The sequence below is a fragment of the Mediterraneibacter torques genome, from assembly GCF_044591705.1.
Taxonomy (GTDB): domain Bacteria; phylum Bacillota; class Clostridia; order Lachnospirales; family Lachnospiraceae; genus Mediterraneibacter; species Mediterraneibacter torques.
Genome location: NZ_CP172594.1, coordinates 2,185,915 through 2,211,109 on the forward strand (window position 1 = coordinate 2,185,915; position 25,195 = coordinate 2,211,109).

The following is a 25,195-nucleotide window of genomic DNA, read 5'->3' on the forward strand; positions in this document are numbered from 1 at the left end:
TCCGGCATCTTAAGCAATATGATACTTTGTATCCGGTATCTTGTCAATTTCCTATCCTTGATCTTTTTTATCTATGGCAGCAGTTCAGCCATACAGACGTCCGCCCGTTCATGAGTAAAACAGCAGCACCGGCCACAAGAAGCACCCGTGCGGTTTTACGAATGACGCAGTCGGAACTGTTACTTTCTGCATCGTATCATTCCGACAATAGAATACACCGCTAGAGCCGCAGCATTTACGATGACAACACTTGCTCCTGCGGGAGTTGCCCATACATAAGAAATCGCAATCCCGATCACAAGACATAAAACAGATATTACGGCGGAATTTATAATGACAGACCGAAATGTTCTGCATACACGCATCGACGTCAGCGCCGGAAAGATGATCAGACTGGAGATCAAAAGAGCTCCCATCATCCGCATCCCAAGCACGATTGTCACGGCTGTCAGCACAGCGATCAGCGTATTGTACAGATTGGCTTTTACTCCCGTTGCCTGCGCAAATGTTTCATCGAATGTGACCGCAAATATTTTATTATAAAAAAGAAGATACAAAACGAGAACGATTCCCGCCAAAATAACACTCAGCCGAACATCTTCGGCGCTCATAGCCAAAATACTGCCGAACATATAATTGTACACATCTGTATTCATTCCTGTCGTCATGGAAATCACCATGACTCCAAGGGCAAGAGAGGTTGTCGAAATAAGCGCGATTGCCGCATCACCTTTGATCTTGCCGTTTCCCTTTATCCTTAAAATCAAAACAGCAGCAAGTACAACAACCGGGATCGCAACAGAAAGCGGAGCTGCCTGAAACGCAGTTGCCACCGCAAGAGCGCCAAAACCAACATGAGACAAGCCGTCTCCTATCATCGAATATTGTTTCAGCACAAGACTGACGCCAAGCAGCGCGGCGCAAAGGGCAACTAATGAACCTACCGCAAACGCCCGTACCATAAACGGATAAGAAAACATTTCCACAATCGTATCAATCATGCTCTTCACCTCCGAGGAATTTCTTTCCGATCCGGCTTTTACGATAGTCTTCTGCCGTTCCGAAAAATCGGACCGTCTCCTGCAAATGAAGAATATGACTTGCATTTTCCACTGCAGTTTCTATATCATGAGAGACCATCACAACCGCGATATTTGATTCCTGATTGATCTTTCGGATCAGATCATAAAATTCTCCTGTTACGATCGGATCAAGTCCCGTCACAGGTTCATCAAGTAAAAGTAGGCTTTTCGTCGCACAAAGCGCCCTTGCAAGAAGCGCTCTTTGCTGCTGTCCGCCCGAAAGATCCCGAAAGCATTGGCGCGCCAAATCTGTGATTCCTAACATTTCCATCTTTTCTGCCGCAGCTTCTTTATCTTCTTTCCTATAAAACGGCTTCCACCCACGGCCGTTTAATCTTCCCGACAAAACGACTTCATAAACGCTGGCAGGAAATCCTTTTTGCTCTTCATTTTTCTGCGGCAGATATCCGATCTCATTTTTCTTCAGTCCGTCTCCGTATATGATTTTCCCCCGGTCTGCGCCTTTTAGTCCGAGCAGGCTTTTGACAAGGGTGCTTTTACCTGATCCATTCTCTCCGACAATGCAGAGGTAATCTCCCCTTTCAATAGAAAAATTCAATTCTTTTACAACCGTTTGTCCTTCGTAACCGATGGAAACATTTTCACACGTTATCAGCGCCATCAGTTCAAAACCTCCTTTAACGTATCTGCGTTCTTTTGCATCATCGTAAGATATGTCTCGCCTTTTTCAAAATCTTCTGCCGAAAGGTTATGGCAGCTATAAAATATTCTCACTTCCGTACCGGAAGCTTCGGCTACCGCATTTGCAATGTCTGCATTGCTTAACTCCATTTTAAGCACTGCCGGAACGTTCTCGTCTTTTGCCTTTTCAATCAAAAATACCATTGTCGCCGCGCTCGGCTCTGTATCACCTGCGCATCCCGGAAATGCCGCATAATATTCCAATCCATACTCTTTTGCAAAATAAAGAAACGGAAAACGATCTCCGAATATTAATAAATTTCTTTTTGACTGTCTCACAACTTCTCGAAACCGCTTATCCAATTGTGCAAGCTCTGTCTGATATCTATCTGCGTTTTCCTCATACGCCGCTTTATTTTCAGAGTCTTTTTGAATGAGAACTTCTTTGATCTTCTCCACGATCACAGATGCATTGACAGGAGACGTCCATACATGTTCGTCAATTTCATGGACAGATCCCTCATGTTTCTCTTCACCGTGCATTTCATGGTGAGAGTCTCCTGCCGGTTCTTTCATTCCTTCTACATGTTCTTCTTCCTCCGTTTCAACACAATCGAGAAGTCTTATCGAAACCCGGTCTTTATCCGGCATGGAACTTAAAATATCTTCAACCCACACATCATTTTCCCCGCCGACATAAATGAACACGTCACTGTTTTCAATAGCGATCATATCTTGCGGCGTCGGCTCATAAGAATGACTTTCCTCCCCGGGTTTTAAAAGCATTTTTAAGTCTACGCAGTCTCCGGCGATCTCCCTTACAAAATCATACGGAGGAAAAATTGTCGTCACAACACTCAGCCGCCCATTTTCATTTGTTTTGTTTTGTTCTCTATGCCCCCCGTCTTTATCAGCCGGGTACCCCGCACATCCCTGCACAATAACAGCAAGGCACAGAACGAGAACCGCCGGTCCCCGTCTGCGCCATATTTTTTTCTTAACATCTTTCATATGTTGTAAAACAAAATTCCAGATCAAAACAAGTCTGCTCCTCACTTTCCTGCGTCATCTTCCACTCGCTCATCTCATCCAAATTCGGGAAATAAGTGTCTGCCTGAAATGCACGATCCACTTTTGTCACATAAATTTTATCACAATGCGAAAGCATCATCTTGTAGACGCTCTCTCCTCCGATAATGTAGATTTGTTCCGTATCATACTTTCCGAGTTCATTCATCAATTCTTCTTCATCGTGAACGATCACCGCACCTTTTGCTTCATAGTTTCTGTCTCTTGTAAGCACAATATTGATCCTGTTTTTAAGCGGCATCCCATTCGGGAAACTTTCCAGTGTCTTTCGACCCATTACGATAACTTTACCTGTCGTTGTTTCTCTAAAAAACTTCATATCAGACGGAATACTCACAAGAAGCCTGTTCTTGTATCCGATTCCCCAGTTTTTATCGGCACATACGATTGCTCTCATACTCCGCACACTCCTTTCTCTACTCAAACAGCAATCGGAATATTTTTAATCTGCGGATGCGTCTCATAGCGATCCAGTCTGACGTCATCCGGTGTAAAATCATAAAAGTCTGTAATCTCAGGATTCAGCCAGAACGTCGGCGCCGGAAGCGGTTCTCTGGAAATCAGTTCCTCGATCATCGGAACATGCCTGTCATAAATGTGCGCATCTGCGATCACATGCACAAACTCTCCTGCTTTCATTCCGCATACTTGTGCAAGCATATGAACGAGAACCGCATACTGACACACATTCCAGTTATTTGCCGCAAGAACGTCCTGAGATCTTTGATTTAAAATAGCATTCAGCGTCAATTTCTCACTGTCTTTTTCTTTTGTCACATTGAACGTCATACTATATGCACACGGATAAAGATGCATCTCATGCAGGTCATTATGAACATAAATGTTCGTCATGATACGTCTGCTGTACGGATTATTTTTCAGATCAAATATGACACGGTCCGTCTGATCCATCCGGCCTTCTTTATACTGATGCTTCACTCCCATTTGATAGCCGTAGGCTTTTCCGATCGACCCTGTCTCATCCGCCCAACTGTCCCAAATGTGGCTTTTTAATTCATTTACATTATTTGATTTTTTCTGCCAGATCCAAAGCAGCTCGTCCACACAGCTTTTTATCGCTGTACGGCGCAGTGTCAACGCCGGAAATTCTTTCGATAAATCATATCGGTTCACAACGCCGAATCGTTTGATCGTATATGCAGACGTTCCGTCTTCCCAGACCGGACGCACTTTTTCTCCTTCTGTGCTCGTACCGTTGTCAATAATATCACGGCACATATCGATAAACACTTTATCTGCGTAACTCATATATCTTCTCCTTTTATCAATTCCTTTTCCGCTCTTCCGGCTCATTTACTTCCGCCTGCTCTCACGGATCTGCAATATTATTCAATATCTTATCCAAATTCTTTCTAAGAGCTTCTGTTTCCCTCTTTGTCATCCCTCTCGTCAGTTCTCTGTCCAGCTTGCGCCTGTCAGCTTCCATTTTTCTTCTAATATCATAAGCTTTTTCCGTAAGATAAATTATCTTTTTTCTTCTGTCGTTTGCATTCGGTACACAGAAAATATATCCTTTTTCATCTAAGCGCTTCAGTATTCCGGTCACAGTCGGATTTTTCAGATTCAGATTTTTCTCCACATCTCTCTGACTCACTTCATCTTTACTCGTATGAAACAAATAATCGAGCACCGCGCACTGGGATGATGTGATTCCTATTTTTTTCAATCGTTCATTAAGATCTTTTTCATATACATTATTGACCTGTTTTATGATAAAACCGATCGGCAAACTCCGATTTTCCATCTGCACTCCTTATTCGGACTTTTTGAAAATTCAACTGCTCCCGCCCGGCATCTAAAATCCGGCGGCAGTTTCTATCAATACTCTCTGATCATGCTGCTCACTTCAAAAATACTTTTCATTTCCTTCAACTCACAAAGCGCGCTTCCCATATGTTTTTCTTTCACTTTCTCCGTTACGATCACAAGCTCCGCTCTGTCCGTCTTGGCGTTTTTCTGTACGACTCTTGCAATACTCACCTTATGTTCCCCGAACACCTTCGCGATCTGCGCCAGAACACCCGGGCAGTTTTCAACCTGCATCCTAAGGAAGAATTTATTTTTCACATCTCCGAAATCTTTTACGGCAAGCTGCTGATAACATGTACAGCTTATCCGTCCGCTGCATCCGTATTCAATATTTCTCGCCTCGTCGATCACATCCCCTACAACCGCGCTTGCCGTCGGCATCTCTCCTGCGCCTCTTCCGTAGAACATCGCATCGTCCACTGCATCTCCGTGAATAAATACAGCGTTAAAAGAATCTCTTACAGATGCCAGCGGATGATCTCTCGCGATCATGACCGGGTAAACTCCGACCTCGATTCCTTCCGGCGTATTTCTCGCCACACCAAGCAGCTTGATCACGCTGTCAAACTCTTTGGCATAGGCGATATCTGCCGCCGTAATTTTTGTAATTCCTTCCGTATACACATCCGCAAACACGACTCTTGAATGAAATGCAATAGAAGCCATGATCGCCATCTTCCTTCCGGCGTCAAGACCTTCTACGTCCGCCGTCGGATCTGCTTCCGCATAGCCGAGTTCCTGCGCTTTTTTCAAAGCATCCGAAAATTCCATTCCATCCTCAAACATCTTCGTTAAAATATAGTTCGTCGTACCGTTCACGATTCCGAGTATGTCTGTCAGGTCGTTGCCCGCAAGACACTGTTTCAGTGGTCGGATGATCGGAATACCACCTGCCACTGCCGCCTCAAACAGAAAATCTTTTCCCGCTGCCTGTGCCGTGTCAAAAATCTCTTTTCCTTCTTCCGCAATCAGATCTTTATTTGCAGACACAACGTTTTTCCCTGCTTTTAAAGCCTCCAGTATCATCGTTTTCGCCGGTTCGATACCGCCGATTACCTCAATTACGATCTGAATCTCATCATCTTCTATAATTTCTTTCCAATCATCTGTAAGAAGCGTCTCATCGACTCCTTCTCTTTTCTTATTCTTATTATGGACAAGAATCTTTTTAATCTCAAGCTGCGCACCGATCGTCTTATCCATCGTCTCCGCCCTCTTACGAAGAAGCTTGTACACACCCATTCCGACAGTTCCAAGTCCGAGAAGTCCTACTTGTATTTTACGCATATCGAAACCTCACCTTTTCTTTCCGTTCTTTTATAAATCTAATCTCTGAGATACATGTTATTTATTATACTTTGAAAAAAACAAATTGTAAAAGACTTTTTAACGTATATCATCTATTATATAGTATAAAATAAAAAGCACTCGCATCTCATCTGAGATATCAAGTGCTTTTTAAGAGCGACAGACGGGGTTCGAACCCGCGACCCCGACCTTGGCAAGGTCGTACTCTACCAGCTGAGCCACTGTCGCATTTTCTCCGTTCCGTTGACCGGAACAATACATACTATACTACGCACAAAGAGAAATGTCAACACCTTTTTTTATTTTTTTATCATAAATTGCATTCATGGATTGTATTCCAAAAATTCTCAAAACTTTTTTATTTTCTCATTACTTTTAAAGAGTTTTCAGCTCCATATATTTTCGCATTGCACCTCACCCACTTCGATGCTATACTTTTTATGTATTTGTATTACTCAGAAAGGAGTCCTATCATTATGAAATTTATATATCCTGCGGTCTTCCGCAAAAACGAAAGCGGCGGGTACGATGCATATTTCCCGGATCTTGAATGCTGCGAAGCATCGGGAGATACTCTCGACGATGCAATCGACAATGCAAATGAAGCCGCCCGCAACTGGATCATGGTAGAATTTGAAGAAGAAAATCCTGTCTTCCCATATATTTCAGATATCAATGATATTGAAACAGAGGCGGGCGATATCGTTCGGAATATCTCGGTAAACATCCGGTTCTATGAAGGCTGGGATGAATAAAGACGCATCCGGCGATATACGCTGAAATTCGTTTAGCTATAATAAAATAAAACCTCACTGCAAAAACGTACCGGGCTTTGATCTGACTTTTTCAAAGCAGTACAGTTAAGGCAGTGAGGTTTTTATTCTTATTTTTCTGTTTCGGCTGTTGTTTCAAGACCAAGTTCATTCAGCTGTTTTACATCAACGACACTTGGCGCTTCCGTCATAAGGCAAGACGCATCTTTCACTTTCGGGAATGCGATCACATCACGAATGCTGTCCTGTTTTGCCATAAGCATAACGAGACGATCCAAACCGTAAGCAAGTCCTGCATGAGGCGGAACTCCATATTTAAACGCATCAAGAAGGAATCCAAACTGGCTGTATGCCTGCTCTTTTGTAAAGCCGAGCACTTCAAACATCTTCTCCTGAATATCATCCTGGAAGATTCGGACGCTTCCTCCTCCGATCTCATTTCCGTTCAAAACGATATCATATGCTTTTGCGCGCACTTTTCCCGGATCGCTGTCGATCAGCGGAAGATCTTCCTCCATCGGCATCGTAAACGGATGATGCATTGCCACATAGCGGTTCTGCTCTTCACTCCACTCAAGAAGAGGGAACTCTGTGATCCATACAAATCGGAATTCATTTTTATCAAGCAGTTCAAGCTGTTTTGCCAGTTCCACACGAAGCGCTCCGAGGCTGTCCCACACAACCTTGTTCTTATCTGCCGCAAAAAGCAGTAAATCACCGGCTTCTGCTCCCATCGCCTTGATCAGCGCATCCATCTCTTCTTCCATCATAAATTTTGCAAAGGAAGATTTTATACTTCCGTCTTCCTGGATCGCAATATAAGCGAGTCCTTTTGCGCCGTAATCTTTCACAAATGCCGTCAGTTTATCAATCTTCTTTCTCGGCATCCCGCCCTGACCTTTCGCGTTGATACCGCGTACACTTCCGCCATTTTCGACTGCTCCGGTAAATACGGAAAAGCCGCAGTTTTTCACGACGTCTGTCACATCTGTAAGTTCCATGCCAAAACGAAGATCGGGCTTATCCGAACCGAAACGATCCATCGCTTCCTGCCATGTCATTCTCTGGATCGGAAGCGGTACATCTACGCCGAGAACTTCTTTAAATACTCTCGCAAGATAACGTTCATTTACATCGATCACTTCATCTACATCGACAAAAGAAAGTTCCATGTCGATCTGTGTAAATTCCGGCTGTCTGTCCGCACGGAGATCTTCGTCACGAAAACATCTTGCAATCTGAATATACCGGTCAAATCCCGAACACATCAAAAGTTGTTTATAAAGCTGCGGCGACTGCGGAAGTCCGTAAAAACTTCCCGGATGCACGCGGCTTGGCACTAAATAATCTCTCGCGCCTTCCGGCGTACTTTTTCCGAGTACCGGCGTCTCTACCTCAAGAAATCCTTCCTCTGAGAAAAACTGTCTTGTCAATGTCATCACTTGACTTTTCATCATCAGATTTCTCTGAAGATCGGCTCTTCTAAGGTCAAGATAGCGATATTTCAAACGAACTTCTTCTTTTGTCTTAGAGTTTTCCTCAATCGGAAACGGCGGTGTCAAAGCCTCTGAAAGAATTCTGAGTTCACTTGGGATAACCTCGATCTCCCCTGTCGCAATCTTATCGTTTACAGCGCCGGAACGCATTGCCACCTCTCCGACGATCGCAACGACATATTCGGAACGAAGTCCTGCTGCCTTCTCGATCAGCGCCGCATCTGTCTTGCCTTCTTCACATACGACCTGAATGATTCCCGAACGATCACGCACATCTACAAACACAAGCCCGCCTTTATTTCTGTTCTTTTGAACCCATCCCATAATGGTCACTTTTTCACCTGCGTTTGCCGCAGATAATTCTCCACATCTGTGAGTTCTCTTAAGTCCCTGCATTGATTCAGCCATTGTACACCTCCGTAATATCTGTATATCCCTGTTCTGCAAGCTGTTCCTTTTGGAACTTCTTGTTTTTCTTCATATTTACTATCATAACCTGTCTGCCTGCTTCCCGCTCTTTGCGCGCTTCTTCAAGCACCTCCAGAAGTTTCTCCTGCGGAAGTTTTTTCTCGATCAGAAACGCTTTTTTCGGTTTGCTCGTCGGCACTTCGTATCCCCGTTCCAACAGCAGCATGACGATCCGCTCAAACCCGATGGAAAATCCAACTGCCGGCGTATCCTGTCCCGTAAATTTTCCGATCATCTTATCATAACGTCCGCCTCCGCCGACGCTTCCGCCGAATTCATCCATGGAAATCTCAAAGATTGTTCCTGTATAATAAGACATTCCCCGCACAAGCGTCGGGTCAAAACTCATCTTAAATTCAGCTTCTTTCTGACTCTCCACACTCGTGATGATCATTTCCAGTGAATCCGCCGCCTCAGGCGCAAGATAGCCCTGTAATTTTTCTTTGCAGAGACGGACGCCTTCCACATCATTCGTAATCTCTTCAAAAAGCGAGAGGTATTTTTCCACCGATTCTTCCGCATATCCGTTTCCTTTCAGCTCTGCCGCCACGCCGTCCAATCCGATCTTGTCCATCTTATCGAGCGTAATAAACACACTGTCATAATCTTCCTCTTTGAATCCGCTGTACGCAGCCATTGCTTTCAGAAAACGCCGGTCGTTGATACGGATTGTAAAATTCTTAAAATCTAACTTTCCAAGCAGCGCTGTTGTGGCAAGAATCAATTCAATCTCTGCCAGATTCGACGGTTCTCCGAGGATGTCTATATCGCACTGCATAAACTGACGAAAGCGTCCTCTCTGCGGACGATCCGCTCTCCACACATTTCCCATCTGAAGTGCCTTAAACGGAGACGGCAGTTCATTCGCATGATTTGCATAGTATCTTGAGAGAGGAACAGTCAGGTCGTAACGAAGTCCTCCGTCCACGAGATCTGCCTCTTCTTTCGCTGTATCAAGTTTTAGCTTCTCCCCTCTTTTTAAAATCTTAAAAATAAGTTTTTCATTATCTCCGCCCTGCTTACTGCATAAGTTCTCGATATGTTCCACACACGGAGTTTCCATAGAGGAAAACCCAAATGTTTTATATGTCTCTTTGATAAGACCGATAACATAATCCCGAACTTCCATTTCCGCCGGCATCATGTCTTTCATGCCTGTAACCGGTTTCTTTTTCAGCGCCATAACCATTCTCCTTTTCGTTCTATCATTTCATCGACCCTGTCGATATATTCCATAATATTTTTCACGTTTTCACAGCGAACCAGATTAATCTCTTTCCCGCTATCTGTCCGGATCGGATCTTTGAGTAATATCTTCGTCGACGCTCCCGCTCCGGCTGCCAGTATCGTCTGTTTTTCTTCCATAATCAGTATATTGTATATTCCGGCTTTGTCAAGTTCTGCATAACCGACATTTTCAAAATTTCCCGCAATATTTTTCTGCCTGTATAAATAATACGGCTGCAGTCCAATCCGCTTGGCACAATCAGCTGCCGACATTATCATCTGCGAAATCTCAGAATGAAGATCCTGTTTTCTTCCCTCCTGTCCGTATCTCGCCGCTCTTTTGATCGCCAGCGCATGAACCGTCAGACTGTCAGGATGCATTTCTTCCACCTGCCGAAGCGTATCTTCCATATCAGAAGCATCCTCTCCCGGAAGCCCGGCGATAAGATCCATATTAATATTGTCAAATCCCAGTTTCCTCGCCAGATAGAATGCATCTTTTGTCTGTGCCACCGTATGATTTCTTCCGACCAGATCTAATGTCTTTTGCTGCATTGTCTGAGGATTTATTGAAATACGAGTCACCGGGTATTTTCTGATCACCGCAAGCTTTTCTTCCGTAATGCTATCCGGTCTTCCTGCCTCCACTGTAAATTCAAGTACGTTTGACAAGTCGAAATTCTCCGTGATCGTCTTTAATAAACGATCCATCTGCTCTGCCTCCAAAGTCGTCGGCGTTCCTCCTCCGATATACACGCTGTCCGGTCTGTGCCCTTCCGACATTTTCCCGATTGCCCGGATTTCTTTCAACAAAGCAAAAAGGTAACTTTCCACCTTATCTTTCCACTCTGCGATCGGCGAAGAACTAAACGAACAGTAAGAGCATACGCTTGGGCAAAACGGAATCCCTACATATAAACTAAACCCATCCTTATAATCCAATTTGGACAAAAGTTTCTTTTCCCTCACAGCAATCTCACATGCAAGCTGCGCTTTCTCTTCACTGACAAAAAATTCATCACGAAACGCTCCGACTGTCCTGCGGACTGCTTCCGCTTCCGTCATCGATTCATATTGTTCCAATTTTGTCATGGCAAGTTTTGTCGGCCGCACTCCTGTAAGTGTTCCCCATGCAAGCGTTGTCCTTGTCTGTTGTTCGAGATATCGGTACAACAAACGAGTCAGTTCTTTTTTTATTGCCTGTTCTTTCGCCTCTTCTGTCTCCATTTCCGAAAGATCACCTGCTGCCGCTTCCACTTCCTCAAGCGCAATGGAAAAGCAAGACCCTCCGGGCAGATTTAATGCCACAAGAGATTCCTGCTTTTCATCTACATTCTGTATGATCTCTTCATTGGGGAAAAAGGCTTTTACAAGATGATATACATTGTATGTATATTTATTTTTCTTACTTGATACTTTAATCATCGTCTCTTCCCATTTCCTATTATCTCTGCGAAGCCTATTCCATCGCCACCTGTTATATCCATTCCTATATTCCAATCATTCCCGTTCACTTATTAACTTTATATGAAAGGATTATATTTCTTTTCATGCGAAATCGTTGTCTCTTCCATATGTCCGGGATATACTCTCGTATCTTCCGGCAAAACCAGAAGTTTTTCTCTTACCGAACGGACAAGCTCACTTCCGCTTCCCGTAGGAAGATCCGTTCTTCCGATAGAATTATGAAAAAGGGTATCTCCGCTGAACAATACATGTTCTTCTCCGATATAATAACAGCATCCGCCCTCTGTATGTCCCGGAGTCGGAATAATCTCCACCTGAAAGCCTGCGGTTTCTATCTGCGTATCCGCTTTTACATACTCTGCTTTTGTAAACACATATGACTGTCCGAGCATCGTCGCCGATGCATTCAGCACCGGATCGCATAAAATATTTTCTTCCCCTTCATATGCATAAACCGGACATCCGAAGATTTCCGCAAAGCGTTCCGCTCCCATAATATGATCAAAGTGACCATGCGTCAAAAGCAGCGCTTTTACGCAAAGTCCTGCATCTTTTATATGCTTTACGAATTCCTGAGGACAATCCGCCATATCTACGGCAAAACATTCCGAAGTCATCTCGTTTATTACGATATAACAATTCGTTCCTACAGGTCCGAATACAAATTTCTCAATGCGCATGAACTGTCTCTCCTTTTTATCAACTCTGACTTTGTTCAAACTGTCATTTTACTCCCGCCGCCTCCGCAACGGGAACGCTATTGCTTCTTACTTGAAAGGCTTCATATAAGATCAACCCGTCGTTCTCTCAATATCAAGAACTCCCTGAAGCTGACGCAGTTTCTCTATGATCGCATGGAGTTCCTCTCTTCCGTTTACAATAAATCCCATATCGATCGTTGCTGTTCCCTTTTTGCTTGTGCGAACATTCATAGACTTCACATCTATTTTCGCTTCTGTAAATACTTTTGAGATATCCATAAGGAATCCTTGTCTGTCGTTTGCGTACATCTTAAGCTCTGCCAGATATTTTCCGCCGCCCTCTGTCTCGGACGTATCTTCCCACTCCGCGTCGATCAAACGCGCCCTCTCTACATCAGAAAGGTGGAGCATATTAATACAGTCCGTCCGATGGATTGACATTCCCCGTCCTCTCGTGACAAATCCGACGATCTCGTCTCCGGGAACCGGATTGCAGCATTTTGAAAAACGCACTGCCATATCATTAATTCCTTTTACAACAATACCGCTCTTTGACTTTGCAATGTGAACTTTTTGAGAGTTTGCTTCTGAGATTCTCTCAAGAATCGTCTCGTCTGTAATTTCTTTCTTATGTTCTTTTTCGTACTCCTCAAAAAGTCTGTTTACAACCTGTCCTTCCTTTAAACCGCCATGACCGATCGCCGCCAAAACAGCGTCCCAATCCCTGAAGCCGTACTTTTTCTGAACAACCTGCTGATACTTCGGTTTCAGTATATTTTGGAGATTAATTGATTTCCCCCTGCAATAGGAAACGATCAATTCTTTTCCCCGGATAATATTATCTTCCTTAAACTCTTTTTTGAACCACTGGTTAATTTTATTTTTTGCCTGTGTACTCTTAACGATATTCAGCCAGTCGCGGCTCGGTCCTTTTGAATTCTGCGACGTAAGAATCTCGATCCTGTCGCCGTTTTGTATTTTATAATCTATATTGACAAGTTTTCCGTTTACACGTGCACCGACCATCTTATTTCCCACGGCGCTGTGTATCGCATACGCAAAGTCAACCGGTGTGGAACCGTTCGGCAAATTCTTCACGTCACCGTTTGGCGTAAAACAGTAAACGTCTTCAGCAAACAGATCAAGGTCGCCTTTTAACAGGCTTAAAAACTCCCGGTTATCCGACATGTCTCTTTGCCATTCCAAAATCTGACGCAGCCAGTTCAGCTTAGCCTCCTGAGATTCCATACTCTTCGCTGAATCTCCGCCTTCTTTATATTTCCAGTGAGCCGCAATACCGTATTCAGCCGTCTTATGCATCTCTTCTGTTCTGATCTGGATCTCAAACGGCTGTCCTGACGGTCCCATCAGCGTTGTGTGAAGAGACTGATACATATTCGGTTTCGGCATCGCAATATAATCTTTAAACCTTCCGGGAATCGGCGTGTACATCTCGTGGATTACTCCAAGCGCCGCATAACAATCTTTTACAGAATCAACAATTATCCGCACCGCAAACAGATCGTATACCTGATCCAGCGTCTTATTTTGATTCACCATTTTCTTATAAATACTGAAAAAATGCTTTACACGTCCATATACTTTCGCCTCTATATGCGCATTTTTCATATGTTTCGAAACTTCGGCTACTATCTGCTGCACAAATTCCTCGCGTTCTGTTTTCCTTCGGTTCAGATCCCTCACGAGATTATAATAAACTTCCGGTTTCCAGTATTTTAAAGACAAATCATCTAATTCTGTCTTAATCTTGGAAATTCCGAGTCTCTGCGCGATGGGAGCATAAATATCCATCGTCTCTCTCGCTTTTTCCTGCTGCTTTGTCGGAGTCATAAATTCAAGCGTACGCATATTATGCAGTCGGTCTGCCAGTTTAATAATAATAACCCGGATGTCCTTCGCCATCGCAAGAAACATTTTCCTGAGGTTCTCTGCCTGAACTTCTAATTTGTCCTGTGAATAATTCAACTGGCCAAGCTTTGTAACGCCGTCCACAAGAAGAGCGACTTCTTCTCCGAACTCACCTGCCACATCGTCAAGCGTCATATCCGTATCTTCTACTGCGTCGTGGAGCATTCCTGCCACGATCGTCTCTTTGTCCATCTCAAGATCCGCCAAAATAATACCGACCCAGAGAGGGTGGATAATATACGGCTCTCCTGATTTTCTCACCTGATCACGATGCGCTTCTTTCCCTATACGATAAGCTTTTTCGATCATGGTAATATCCGCAGACGGATGATACTTTCTCACTCTTTCAATAAGAACATGATAAAGCTGCTCCGGATCTTGATAATCCTCCGGCGCTTTTACTGCATGACCGTCCACGATCTCCAGATTTTTATTCAATTCTTCATATTCTGCCGTTCCTGCCATAGTAAAGTCCCCTTCTCTCATGCAGCTCATTCAACAAAGTTATAAGATCGTTTAATTATATCATTTCTTTTGATAATTTACAATCGTAAGCTGTATGCTTCGTCTGCCCATATATTCGTTAATTGACGGAAAATAAGTAACCGCGGTGACTTTTCCTGCCAGCATCTCTTTCAGGCAAGTCTTTACATCGCCGAAATAAACCGCTTTCATACGATTTCCCTGCTTATCTTCCAATATACACTGCAAAACATTCTCGTTTTTCCCTACAATTTTAGGTTGAATCACCTTCAGATCTTTCTCCGCAAACAGCGGTCTTTTATTTCCTTTTCCGAAAGGTTCCATCACCTGAAACTGCTCGATCAAATCTTCTGTTAAATACGGAAAAGGAACTTGCATATCGATATATACTTTCATTTGAAGGTCTTCTTCTGTCAATGTACAAAGAGAATTGATCGTTTCTCTGAATCGCTGAACATTCTCCTCTTTCAGGGACACGCCTGCCGCCTGCCTGTGGCCGCCGAATTTTGTAAACAGCGCCTGACATTTACACAATTCTGTAAACATGTCATACTCTTCCGTAGACCGTCCCGATCCTTTCACTCCGTCTTCTGCCTTTGTTAAGATGATCGTAGGCCTATAATATCTGTCTCTGATCTTTCCTGCGATAATTCCCGCAATACTTTCATGACAGTCCGGCAGATAGATCACAAATACTTTGTCCTCTTTCAGCGAGGTAGTTTCTATCATCTCTGCCGCTTCTTTAATTCCTCGTTCCGTCATTTCCTTACGGCTGTCATTTAACGCCTTTAAATCTTCCGCCAACATGACCGCATCCCGCCTCGTCCGTGTACTCAGCAGTTCCAATGCTCTTTTTGCGGTGTCCAGTCTCCCGCTCGCATTAATACATGGTCCAAGAACAAACCCGAGATCGTATGTATTCAAATATTCGGGATTGATTCCCGTACATTCTATAAGCGCTTTTAACCCTTCATTTTTTGTGCGCTTGAGCATCTCAAGTCCCTGTTTCACAAAAATACGATTTTCTCCCTTTAGCGCCATCACATCACCTACTGTTGCAATCGCCACATTTTCCATAAGATAATCAACGTCTTCCGGATCTCGGAGCATAACATTATACAATGCCTCTACTAACTTATATGCGACCGCTGCCCCGCACAGATTTTTAAAAGGATACTCACAATCCGGACGCCTTGGATCTACAACCGCATCAGCCTGCGGCAGGAGATATTCCCGTTCTTTGTTTATTTCTACAAAAGGAACTTGATGATGGTCTGTCACGATCACCGTAAGACCGTTTTTTCTTCCGTAAGTGATTTCTTCCGCAGCCGCAATCCCGTTATCACATGTAATAATCGTATCGATCCCATCATCTAACGCCCGGTCGATCAGCATTTTATTTAATCCGTATCCGTCTTTAATCCTGTCGGGAATATCTGTATCAACATCTGCTCCGAGTCCTTCCAGACCTTCTTTCAAAATATAAGCTGCATTCACACCGTCAATATCATAATCTCCGATCACCCTTACGGGTTTTTCTTCCCTGATCTTCTCCGATAAGATCTCAACCGCCTTATCCATGTCCTTCATTAACATTCCGTCATACAGGTCGGCAATCGTTCCGTTCAAATAAAGATTAATCTCTTCATCTTCTATAATATCTCTGTTTCTGATCAGGCGGGCAATGACCGGCGAAATATTATATTTCGCTCCGATACTGCTGAAATCAGCTTTCTTCATCATTACATACCAGCGTTCCATCGTTTGTTCCTCCAAGTATATCACGTACATTTTTGTATTATAGTATCATAATTTTCAAAATATCACCATAGAGAAAACCGGCCGTAAAACGTTTCCGCTTCACGACCGGTCTTTTCATTTTCGTTTCAAACAATCTTTTAACGAAAATTTATCTTCTCTTTTTTTTCTTTTTTGTTTTTGATTTTGCTGCTTTTTGAACATTTCCGTCCGATGAGCTTTCTTCTGACGACTCTGTCTTTACACTTTCAACCTGTTTCGCCGGTACGGAAGCAGCCTGAACTTTTGCATTCTTCCCGGTCTTCATAACATACCAGAGCGCGCCTGTGATACATACAGATGAATAAGCTCCGCAAACGATTCCCGCCATAAGCGGAAGTGCGAATTCTTTGATCGAACTTACACCCATCACATACAGAACCGCCACCATGACAAATGTTGTCAGCGATGTATAAATACTTCTTGTCAGCGTCTGTGTGATACAGCGATTTACAAGATCTTTCAGATCTGTGTTTCTGGAACTGTTCTTCATCTCCTCACGGATACGGTCGAAAATAACGATTGTCGCATTAATAGAGTATCCGACGATTGTCAGCATACATGCGATAAATGTATTTCCCACGGAAACACGGGCGATCGCATAAAATGCAAGTACGACAAGCACGTCGTGCAGAAGCGCCACTACCGCGCTCGTAGCAAAACGAATATCTTTAAATCTGAACCAGATATACAAAAGCATGAAGATCGTCGCGATAATAACTGCGATCACCGCATCCATTCTCATTTCGGAACTTACCGTAGAACTGATATTTTCTGTGGCAATCTCTTCTTTTACGCCAAACTCGTTCTGCATATAAGATTCAAAAGCTTCTCTCTTTTCAAGGTCAAGAGTCTGTGTTTTAAACACTACCTGATTTGTTCCCTTTACAGTCTGTACCTGTACGTTTTTATCGCCTGTGATCTTTTCAAGTTCAGGCACCATCTGACTGTCAACTTCTTCTAATGTATACTCTTTGTCAAACGTTACCGTTGTCGCCGTACCGCCGACAAAATCAAGGCTGTAATTCAGCGCTCCCACGTCCCTTGCGGAATTGATTCCCATAACAACAAATCCGCTCAGGCAAAGTGCGATAGAAACGACAAAGAACACTTTTTTCTTTCCGAGAAAATCGATCGGTTTTCTCTCTTCTTTTACTCTGCCGTATACTTTCGGATTGCGGATGCCGATAGCATAGAAAGAATATACGAGCAGTCTTGTTACAACAAGCGCCGTAAACATCGAAACGACGATACCAAGAGCCAATGTCTGTGCAAATCCTTTTACCGGACCGCTTCCTCTAAGCCACAATACTGCAGCCGCGATCAATGTTGTAATATTTCCGTCAAGGATTGCCGACATCGCTTTATGAAATCCTGCCCGAAGCGCTGAATGAACAGACGCTCCTGCTGACAATTCTTCTTTCACACGAGCAAAAATGATAACGTTCGCGTCTACTGCCATACCGATACCGAGGATAATACCTGCGATACCAGGAAGTGTAAGCGTGATGTCAAACGCATTTAACAGAAGTAAGATCAAGCCGACATAAATGACAAGCGCGATACTTGATGCAAATCCCGGAAGCAGGTACACAAAGATCATAAACAGACATACGGCTGCAAGACCGATCGCTCCTGCCTTAAGACTTGTACTGATCGCTTCTTCACCGAGCTGTGCGCCGACTACTTTTGAACTGATCTCTTCCAGTTCCAGATTCAGACCTCCGATACGGATCGTAGATGCGATATTATCCGCTTCTTCGTATGATGCAGAGCCTGTGATCTGTGCCTGTCCGTTTTCAATGATTGCATTTACACTCGGAACACTGATCAATTCTCCGTCATAATAGATTGCGATCGTATCGTTTCCGTTGTTGTATGCTTCTGTTGTAGCTGCCGCAAACGCATCTGTTCCTTCTGCATTCAGCGTAAGATCTACCCCATACATTTTCTTACCTGTCTTCTGATCGTCCCATGCGCCTGCCGTAGCGGATTTCACTTCCGATCCTGTTAAAACGATAGAACCGTTCGCTTTCAGTTCATCGATCGTTTTATTCAATACATAACCTTCTGCTCCAAGTGTGTAGTTCTCATTTCCATCAGCATCTTTGTGCTTAATGAAATACAGTGATCCCGGCTGTCCTAATTCTTCAAGGATTGCATTCGCGTCTTCTACGCCCGGGATCTCGATGCTGATCCGGTTGTCACCTTCCTGATATGCCTGTGCCTCTGTACTGTACTGCTCTACACGACGCTGCATTTTATATACAGTGTCATCCATGTCTTCCTGTGACGGTTTGTCGCCTTTTACCTGATATGTAATGCTGACTCCACCCTCAAGATCCAGTCCCAAATTAATATTTTTCGCTGCGCCCATTCCTTCGGAATCCAATCCGCGGATCGTAGTCACACCGAGCAGGACTGAAAGTGCTGCCACGAGAATAAGGCTTAATATACCTCTGCTCTTTTTCATGACTTCTTTTCCTTTCTTACTTTTCTTTTTTATCTACATTTATGCAGACGTTTTATTCCGTCCGCTCATGTACCTTTCTTTATGCTCTATGCGCTTTTCCGTTACTGTGCGTCGGCGTCGGCCAATGCAGCTTTGATCATGATCGCACATTCAACACGTTTTCTCTCCATCTCGCAACTTACTTCATATGTATCATTGATCGAATGATTGAACTTATAAGAGTTCGCCATACAGCCGCCGCTGCAATAAAATCTTGCGAAACAATTTTTGCAGCTTTCTTTTGAATATACGCTGCATCCTCTGAATTCATCCGCAATCTCCGTATGCGTAATACCTTCGTCCACATTTCCCATAAGGAATTCTTCCTGTCCGACAAATTGATGACATGGATACAAATCTCCCCACGGAGTTACTGCAAGATATTCTGTTCCCGATCCACATCCCGACAGACGTTTTGAAACGCACGGCCCGCCTTCCAAATCGATCATAAAATGGAAAAATGTAAAGCCCCGTCCGCTTCTTTCACGCTCTACCATGATCTTTGCCAACTTGTCATATTCTTCAAAAATCTTCGGAAGATCTTCCTTTCTGATCGCATAAGGATCTGTATCTTCTCCTACGACCGGCTCGATTGAAATCTGCTCAAATCCAAGATCCGCAAAATGAAGTACGTCGTTGGAGAAATCCAGGTTATTTCTCGTAAATGTTCCTCTTATGTAATACTTCTCCTGATTCCGGCTCTCTGCAAGTTTCTGAAATTTCGGCACAATGAGATCATAACTTCCCTTTCCGTTTCTAAACGGACGCATTTTGTCGTTAACCTCTTTTCTGCCATCCAAACTAAGTACGACGTTATCCATCTCTTTATTGACAAATTCCTGGATCTCATCATTTAGAAGCACTCCGTTTGTCGTCACTGTAAAACGGAAATGCTTATCGTGGATTTTTTCCTGCTCTCGCCCGTAAGCGACAAGATCTTTTACAACCTGCCAGTTCATAAGCGGTTCTCCGCCGAAAAAGTCTACTTCCAGATTTCTTCTTTTTCCCGAATTCGCAATAAGGAAATCAAGCGCTTTTTTTCCTACTTCATAAGACATAAGCGCCCGGCGTCCATGATATTCCCCTTCTTCTGCGAAGCAGTATCTGCAGGCCAGATTACAGTCATGTGCGATGTGCAGGCAAAGCGCCTTGACAACTGTTTTTCTCTGCTTCACTTCATCAATGTAGTCTTCATAAACATCTCTCGTAAAAAGTCTTCCCTCTTGCGTAATCGTTGCGACAGCTTCCAAAATATCTCTTATATCTTCTTCTGCGTATGTACTTCCGAGTTTTGATCTTAAGAACTCAAAAGTTTCCGGTGTTTTCAATGTTTCTGCCGTATGTAATTCATTTTGCTCTTCTAACGCGCCGATCACATCGTACGCTGCCTTATCTACGACATGCACTGCACCGCTGTTGACATCCAACACTATATTATATCCGTTATTCTGATACAAATGTATCACGAAAAATACCTCTCTTTCATTTCGTTCAAACAAGCATAAGGCAGCGGCTTTTAAAGACCGCTGCCTTCTTCACCCTATTGCCCCGTATTCTTACGATATTTTAATTATTTCTTCTGCTCGCAAGTCTGGTTTCCAACAGTACAAGATGTCTTACATGCTGACTGGCATGATGTCTGGCACTCGCCGCATCCGCCTTTTTTTACTGTGTGATTCAATGTCTGTGTATTTAATGTTTTAATATGTTTCATGTCCTGTCCTCCTAATCTTATAACATTATTACGCTCATAAAATTATAGCACAGTATGCGCCATTTTTAAAGAGTTTTTTAACTGCTCTGCAAGATTGAGAAATGATTGAGATATGAACTGTTTTCAGGCAATCATTCCTCCGAGCATTCCCCCTCCGGCGCACAGCAAAAATGTCACAGCAATATTTGTCACATTCCCTTGAAACGCATGGTATACTCCCAAAGTAATCAGCATAAGCAGGACAAAATATGTTATTCCGGCAAACAGCCCCCATAAGAATTTTCTTTTTCCCGCCAACTTCCCAAGTACAAAACCCGCGGAAAATGTTGAAATCACATAAATTAAAACAATTCCGGCATTGACATTTTGTTCACTCAAACCAAGCTTATAAAGCATCAGCGCCAGTATCAAAAGTAAGAATCCTGTCACAATATAACCACACAAAAGTGATTTCACGAACCAGATCGCCTTTTTCCCAACATTTCCATATTCTTTTGCTTCCATCACAAACCTCCCGTTTCGTATCATCACTAATAAAGCATATGTTTGTCCCGAAAGATTTATGACTGGTGAAAATACTTATTTCCCTCATATTTACCAAGCTGTTCTTGCTGTTATTCCATTTGTCTTCCCAAAAAATCCGCTGCGCTGACGGCAACTCTTTGTTCTACTTCGCCAAAATGTTTTTTCTTATCTTTGTTTAATAAAACGACTGCCCCGATTATATCTCCCGCGCTGATAATAGGAGATATAACTTCATCCTCATATTCATTCATTTCTTCCGTCACTTTTACATATCTGTCATCTCCTTGACACGCCGTTAAAACTTCTCTGTCTCCCAAAACCTGAAGAAACTCTTTTCTTACAAATCTTTCTTCTAAATCTTTTTTACCTGCTCCCGAAACAGCGATAACCTGATCTGTATCTGTAATACACACTGTACACCCCATTGTCTGAGATAAACTTTCCGCATACAATTTTACAGGCATTCCAAATTCACCGATCGGAGAATACTTTTTCAAAATAATTTCGCCTTCTCTGTCAGTAAATATTTCCAAAGGATCTCCCTCGCGTATACGAAGCGTTCTTCTGATTTCTTTCGGAATTACAACTCTGCCGAGATCATCAATTCTTCTTACGATTCCTGTTGCTTTCATAAAAAATCCTCCGTTTTGCAAATTTCTATCTTTATCATATTTCTGTCAATAAAGGTAGTATCTGTAAAACTAAGGTTTTTATGCGTTTCTCCGGCAGGAATACAAAAACGACACTTGTTTTTAAAAAATCAGAACTGATCATTATACAATGTCCATTCTTGAAGAAAATCAAATCATTAATCAGTGTTTCCTTAAATATTTAACCGGCACATATAATTATTAGAATATTTCTGACAAGCCCGACTTTAGCTTGCCTCTGCCGCAAAAAAAGACAACGCCTTTTCAGACGCTGCCTTCTCTCATTCCGTTTGGAAAATATTCTCTTCTTATTTATATCTCGTTTACATATACCTTCAAAACTACATACAAAGAATCTTTTTCATCCTACCCTTACGGGTACCGTCTTTGATAAGCATCTAAAACACAGATGCTAACCAACGACATGTGCCTATCTCCGCTTTGGTTATGCCCTCGACCTATTAGTAACAGTCAGCTCCATGTGTTGCCACACTTCCACCTCTGCCCTATCTACCTCGTCGTCTTCAAGGGGTCTTACTAACTTGACGTTATGGGATATCTCATCTTGAGGGGGGCTTCACGCTTAGATGCCTTCAGCGTTTATCCCTTCCCGGCTTGGCTACTCTGCTATGCACTTGGTAATACAACAGATACACCAGCGGCCAGTCCACCCCGTTACTCTCGTACTAAGGGCAGCTCCTCTCAAATATCCTACGCCCACGCCGGATAGGGACCGAACTGTCTCACGACGTTCTGAACCCAGCTCGCGTACCGCTTTAATGGGCGAACAGCCCAACCCTTGGGACCGACTACAGCCCCAGGATGCGATGAGCCGACATCGAGGTGCCAAACCACTCCGTCGATGTGAACTCTTGGGAGTGATAAGCCTGTTATCCCCAGGGTAGCTTTTATCCGTTGAGCGATGGCAATCCCACTTTATACCACCGGATCACTAAGTCCTACTTTCGTACCTGCTCCACCCGTCGGTGTCGCAGTCAAGCTCCCTTCTGCCTTTGCACTCTTCGAATGGTTTCCAACCATTCTGAGGGAACCTTTGAGCGCCTCCGATACCCTTTCGGAGGCGACCGCCCCAGTCAAACTCCCCACCTGACATTGTCCCCCAGCCGGATCACGGCTGCTGGTTAGAAACCCAATACTGCAAGGGTGGTATCCCAACATTGACTCCATGGCAACTGGCGTCACCACTTCCTAGTCTCCCACCTATCCTGTACATGCAATATCGAATCCCAGTATCAAGCTAGAGTAAAGCTCCATGGGGTCTTTCCGTCCTGGCGCAGGTAACCAGCATCTTCACTGGTATTTCAATTTCACCGGGTGCATTGTTGAGACAGTGCCCAAATCATTACGCCTTTCGTGCGGGTCGGAACTTACCCGACAAGGAATTTCGCTACCTTAGGACCGTTATAGTTACGGCCGCCGTTTACTGGGGCTTAAGTTCAAAGCTTCGCTTGCGCTAACCTCTCCCCTTAACCTTCCAGCACCGGGCAGGCGTCAGCCCATATACCTCACCTTTCGGTTTCGCATAGACCTGTGTTTTTGCTAAACAGTTGCTTGGGCCAATTCTCTGCGGCCATTCGCATGGCACTCCTTCTCCCGAAGTTACGGAGTCATTTTGCCGAGTTCCTTAACAATGCTTCTCCCGTCGGCCTTAGGATTCTCTCCTCATCCACCTGTGTCGGTTTACGGTACGGGTATCCTGTAAACAATAGCGGCTTTTCTTGGCAGCCAGCTCACACACTTCTCTACTTCTTTTCGATCCGCATCACGTCTTCGGATTGCACACCGGATTTGCCTGATGTACTCCTACCTCGCTTGCACCGGTCTTTCCATTCCCGGCTTGTGCTCTCTGTCTGCGTCCCCACAGTTCTGTTACAGGATAGTACAGGAATTTCAACCTGTTATCCATCGACTACGTCTTTCGACCTCGCCTTAGGCCCCGACTTACCCAGGGCAGATCAGCTTTACCCTGGAAACCTTAGATATTCGGCCAAGAGGATTCTCACCTCTTTCTCGCTACTCATTCCGGCATTCTCTCTTCTTAAAAATCCACTGCTCCTTTCGGTACAGCTTCGTCTCTTTAAGAATGCTCCTCTACCGATGAACAGTGATCAACGCAGACCAACAGCAGTCTGTTTCATCTGTTTTGGAATCTTCTTGATTTCATCAAGAAGCTTTCCTCTTGCATTGATCTGTATTGATCACTGTTCATCCCTGAGCTTCGGCAGTGTGTTTCAGCCCCGGACATTTTCGGCGCAGGACCTCTCGACTAGTGAGCTATTACGCACTCTTTTAATGGATGGCTGCTTCTAAGCCAACATCCTAGTTGTCTTCGAAATCCCACATCCTTTTCCACTTAACACACATTTTGGGGCCTTAGCTGCAGGTCTGGGCTCTTTCCCTTTCGACTACCCAACTTATCTCGGATAGTCTGACTCCCATACATCATCTACACGGCATTCGGAGTTTGATATCCCTTGGTAAGCTTTGACGCCCCCGTAGGAATTCAGTGCTCTACCTCCGCAAGACTTGTATGAGGCTAGCCCTAAAGCTATTTCGAGGAGAACCAGCTATCTCCGGGTTCGATTGGAATTTCTCCCCTATCCACACCTCATCCCCACCCTTTTCAACGGATGTGGGTTCGGTCCTCCATTGCCTTTTACGGCAACTTCAACCTGGACATGGATAGATCACCCGGTTTCGGGTCTACTCCGACTGACTTTCGCCCTATTCAGACTTGGTTTCCCTTCGGCTCCGCACCTTCAGTGCTTAACCTCGCCAGCCAGCGTAACTCGCCGGACCGTTCTACAAAAAGTACGCGGTTCATCATATAAAGATGTTCCACAGCTTGTAAACATATGGTTTCAGGTTCTTTTTCACTCCCCTCCCGGGTCCTTTTCACCTTTCCTTCACAGTACTATGCGCTATCGGTCACTAAGGAGTATTTAGCCTTACGGGGTGGTCCCCGCATATTCAGTCAAGGTTCCACGTGTCTCGACCTACTCTGGATACCGCCATGTCAACTCGCCTTTCGCTTACGGGACTTTCACCCTCTTTGGTCAGCTTTCCCAAAACTGTTCTGCTAAACTTGTTGAATCAATTCCGCGGTCCGAACCCCGGGATGCACGCATCCCGGTTTGGGCTCTTCCGTTTTCGCTCGCCGCTACTCACAGAATCACATGTTGTTTTCTCTTCCTCCGGCTACTTAGATGTTTCAGTTCACCGGGTTCCCTTCCTGACGTTATGGATTGGCGTCAGGATAACTGAGGTTTGCTCAGTTAGGTTTCCCCATTCAGAAATCTCCGGATCGATGGGTATTTGCCCCTCCCCGAAGCTTTTCGCAGCTTATCACGTCTTTCATCGGCTCTTAGTGCCAAGGCATCCACCATACGCTCTTATCAGCATAACCAAACGATAGTTGTTCACGGGAATGAACTTCTATCCACACATGTATAGCGTTACATGTGTTGGTTCTAGGCCAATT

General features: G+C 44.1%; 19 protein-coding genes, 1 tRNA gene and 1 rRNA gene. 1 reads left to right on the forward strand and 20 read right to left on the reverse strand.

Annotated features, from left to right (window positions below):
- Positions 1 to 179: 179 nt before the first annotated feature.
- The 8 genes from ACH9UM_RS10340 to ACH9UM_RS10375 form a co-directional block, all read right to left on the reverse strand.
- Entirely contained in the window at positions 180 to 1,001 is an 822-nt protein-coding gene (locus ACH9UM_RS10340; RefSeq protein ID WP_004846129.1) for a metal ABC transporter permease, read from the reverse strand.
- Positions 994 to 1,704: a metal ABC transporter ATP-binding protein gene (locus tag ACH9UM_RS10345; RefSeq protein ID WP_004846130.1), complete on the reverse strand. Its 711-nt coding sequence runs from the start codon at positions 1,702 to 1,704 to the stop codon at positions 994 to 996. The genes ACH9UM_RS10340 and ACH9UM_RS10345 overlap by 8 nt, the downstream gene beginning before the upstream one ends.
- Positions 1,704 to 2,735, reverse strand: a complete 1,032-nt coding sequence (locus tag ACH9UM_RS10350) for a metal ABC transporter substrate-binding protein (protein ID WP_044929796.1) — start codon at positions 2,733 to 2,735, stop codon at positions 1,704 to 1,706. Before ACH9UM_RS10350 ends, ACH9UM_RS10345 begins: the two co-directional genes overlap by 1 nt.
- Positions 2,722 to 3,210 (reverse strand): dihydrofolate reductase, encoded by a 489-nt coding sequence (locus tag ACH9UM_RS10355; protein WP_009320990.1) that lies wholly within the window; start codon positions 3,208 to 3,210, stop codon positions 2,722 to 2,724. Before ACH9UM_RS10355 ends, ACH9UM_RS10350 begins: the two co-directional genes overlap by 14 nt.
- A gap of 23 nt (positions 3,211 to 3,233) precedes the next feature.
- Positions 3,234 to 4,082, reverse strand: a complete 849-nt coding sequence (thyA, locus tag ACH9UM_RS10360; RefSeq protein WP_009320992.1) for a thymidylate synthase — start codon at positions 4,080 to 4,082, stop codon at positions 3,234 to 3,236.
- 61 nt (positions 4,083 to 4,143) lie between these two features.
- The gene (locus ACH9UM_RS10365) at positions 4,144 to 4,578 is read right to left on the reverse strand and encodes a MarR family winged helix-turn-helix transcriptional regulator (RefSeq protein ID WP_004846134.1); all 435 of its coding nucleotides are present in this window, start codon (positions 4,576 to 4,578) and stop codon (positions 4,144 to 4,146) included.
- 74 nt (positions 4,579 to 4,652) lie between these two features.
- On the reverse strand, positions 4,653 to 5,930 hold the full coding sequence (locus ACH9UM_RS10370) for a homoserine dehydrogenase (RefSeq protein WP_004846135.1): 1,278 nt from the start codon (positions 5,928 to 5,930) through the stop codon (positions 4,653 to 4,655).
- 176 nt (positions 5,931 to 6,106) lie between these two features.
- Positions 6,107 to 6,179 (reverse strand) — tRNA-Gly (locus ACH9UM_RS10375).
- A gap of 248 nt (positions 6,180 to 6,427) precedes the next feature.
- Here ACH9UM_RS10375 and ACH9UM_RS10380 point away from each other — a divergent pair.
- Entirely contained in the window at positions 6,428 to 6,706 is a 279-nt protein-coding gene (locus ACH9UM_RS10380; protein ID WP_004846136.1) for a type II toxin-antitoxin system HicB family antitoxin, read from the forward strand.
- Between the two features lie 128 nt (positions 6,707 to 6,834).
- Here ACH9UM_RS10380 and aspS read toward each other — a convergent pair whose 3' ends face one another.
- From aspS to ACH9UM_RS10440, 12 genes are all read right to left on the reverse strand, one after another.
- Entirely contained in the window at positions 6,835 to 8,628 is a 1,794-nt protein-coding gene (gene aspS / locus ACH9UM_RS10385; RefSeq protein ID WP_155236793.1) for an aspartate--tRNA ligase, read from the reverse strand.
- Positions 8,621 to 9,871: a histidine--tRNA ligase gene (gene hisS, locus ACH9UM_RS10390; RefSeq protein ID WP_118188629.1), complete on the reverse strand. Its 1,251-nt coding sequence runs from the start codon at positions 9,869 to 9,871 to the stop codon at positions 8,621 to 8,623. The genes aspS and hisS overlap by 8 nt, the downstream gene beginning before the upstream one ends.
- Positions 9,862 to 11,340 (reverse strand): coproporphyrinogen dehydrogenase HemZ, encoded by a 1,479-nt coding sequence (gene hemZ / locus ACH9UM_RS10395; protein ID WP_004846140.1) that lies wholly within the window; start codon positions 11,338 to 11,340, stop codon positions 9,862 to 9,864. The genes hisS and hemZ overlap by 10 nt, the downstream gene beginning before the upstream one ends.
- 98 nt (positions 11,341 to 11,438) lie before the next feature.
- The gene (locus tag ACH9UM_RS10400) at positions 11,439 to 12,062 is read right to left on the reverse strand and encodes an MBL fold metallo-hydrolase (RefSeq protein ID WP_004846141.1); all 624 of its coding nucleotides are present in this window, start codon (positions 12,060 to 12,062) and stop codon (positions 11,439 to 11,441) included.
- A gap of 111 nt (positions 12,063 to 12,173) precedes the next feature.
- Positions 12,174 to 14,477 carry a bifunctional (p)ppGpp synthetase/guanosine-3',5'-bis(diphosphate) 3'-pyrophosphohydrolase gene (locus ACH9UM_RS10405; protein WP_009243473.1) on the reverse strand — a complete coding sequence of 768 codons (2,304 nt, stop codon included), beginning with the start codon at positions 14,475 to 14,477 and terminating at the stop codon, positions 12,174 to 12,176.
- Between the two features lie 60 nt (positions 14,478 to 14,537).
- Entirely contained in the window at positions 14,538 to 16,256 is a 1,719-nt protein-coding gene (recJ, locus tag ACH9UM_RS10410; RefSeq protein ID WP_009243474.1) for a single-stranded-DNA-specific exonuclease RecJ, read from the reverse strand.
- 148 nt (positions 16,257 to 16,404) lie between these two features.
- Positions 16,405 to 18,765: a protein translocase subunit SecDF gene (locus ACH9UM_RS10415; RefSeq protein WP_009321001.1), complete on the reverse strand. Its 2,361-nt coding sequence runs from the start codon at positions 18,763 to 18,765 to the stop codon at positions 16,405 to 16,407.
- Between the two features lie 101 nt (positions 18,766 to 18,866).
- The gene (gene scfB, locus ACH9UM_RS10420; RefSeq protein ID WP_009243476.1) at positions 18,867 to 20,270 is read right to left on the reverse strand and encodes a thioether cross-link-forming SCIFF peptide maturase; all 1,404 of its coding nucleotides are present in this window, start codon (positions 20,268 to 20,270) and stop codon (positions 18,867 to 18,869) included.
- A 104-nt stretch (positions 20,271 to 20,374) separates the two neighbouring features.
- Entirely contained in the window at positions 20,375 to 20,518 is a 144-nt protein-coding gene (scfA, locus tag ACH9UM_RS10425; RefSeq protein WP_004846150.1) for a six-cysteine ranthipeptide SCIFF, read from the reverse strand.
- A gap of 123 nt (positions 20,519 to 20,641) precedes the next feature.
- Entirely contained in the window at positions 20,642 to 21,022 is a 381-nt protein-coding gene (locus ACH9UM_RS10430) for a TIGR04086 family membrane protein (protein WP_009243477.1), read from the reverse strand.
- 110 nt (positions 21,023 to 21,132) lie between these two features.
- On the reverse strand, positions 21,133 to 21,675 hold the full coding sequence (spoVT, locus tag ACH9UM_RS10435; RefSeq protein WP_009243478.1) for a stage V sporulation protein T: 543 nt from the start codon (positions 21,673 to 21,675) through the stop codon (positions 21,133 to 21,135).
- Positions 21,676 to 22,134: 459 nt separating this feature from the next.
- Positions 22,135 to 25,120 (reverse strand): 23S ribosomal RNA (locus tag ACH9UM_RS10440).
- Positions 25,121 to 25,195: the final 75 nt, after the last annotated feature.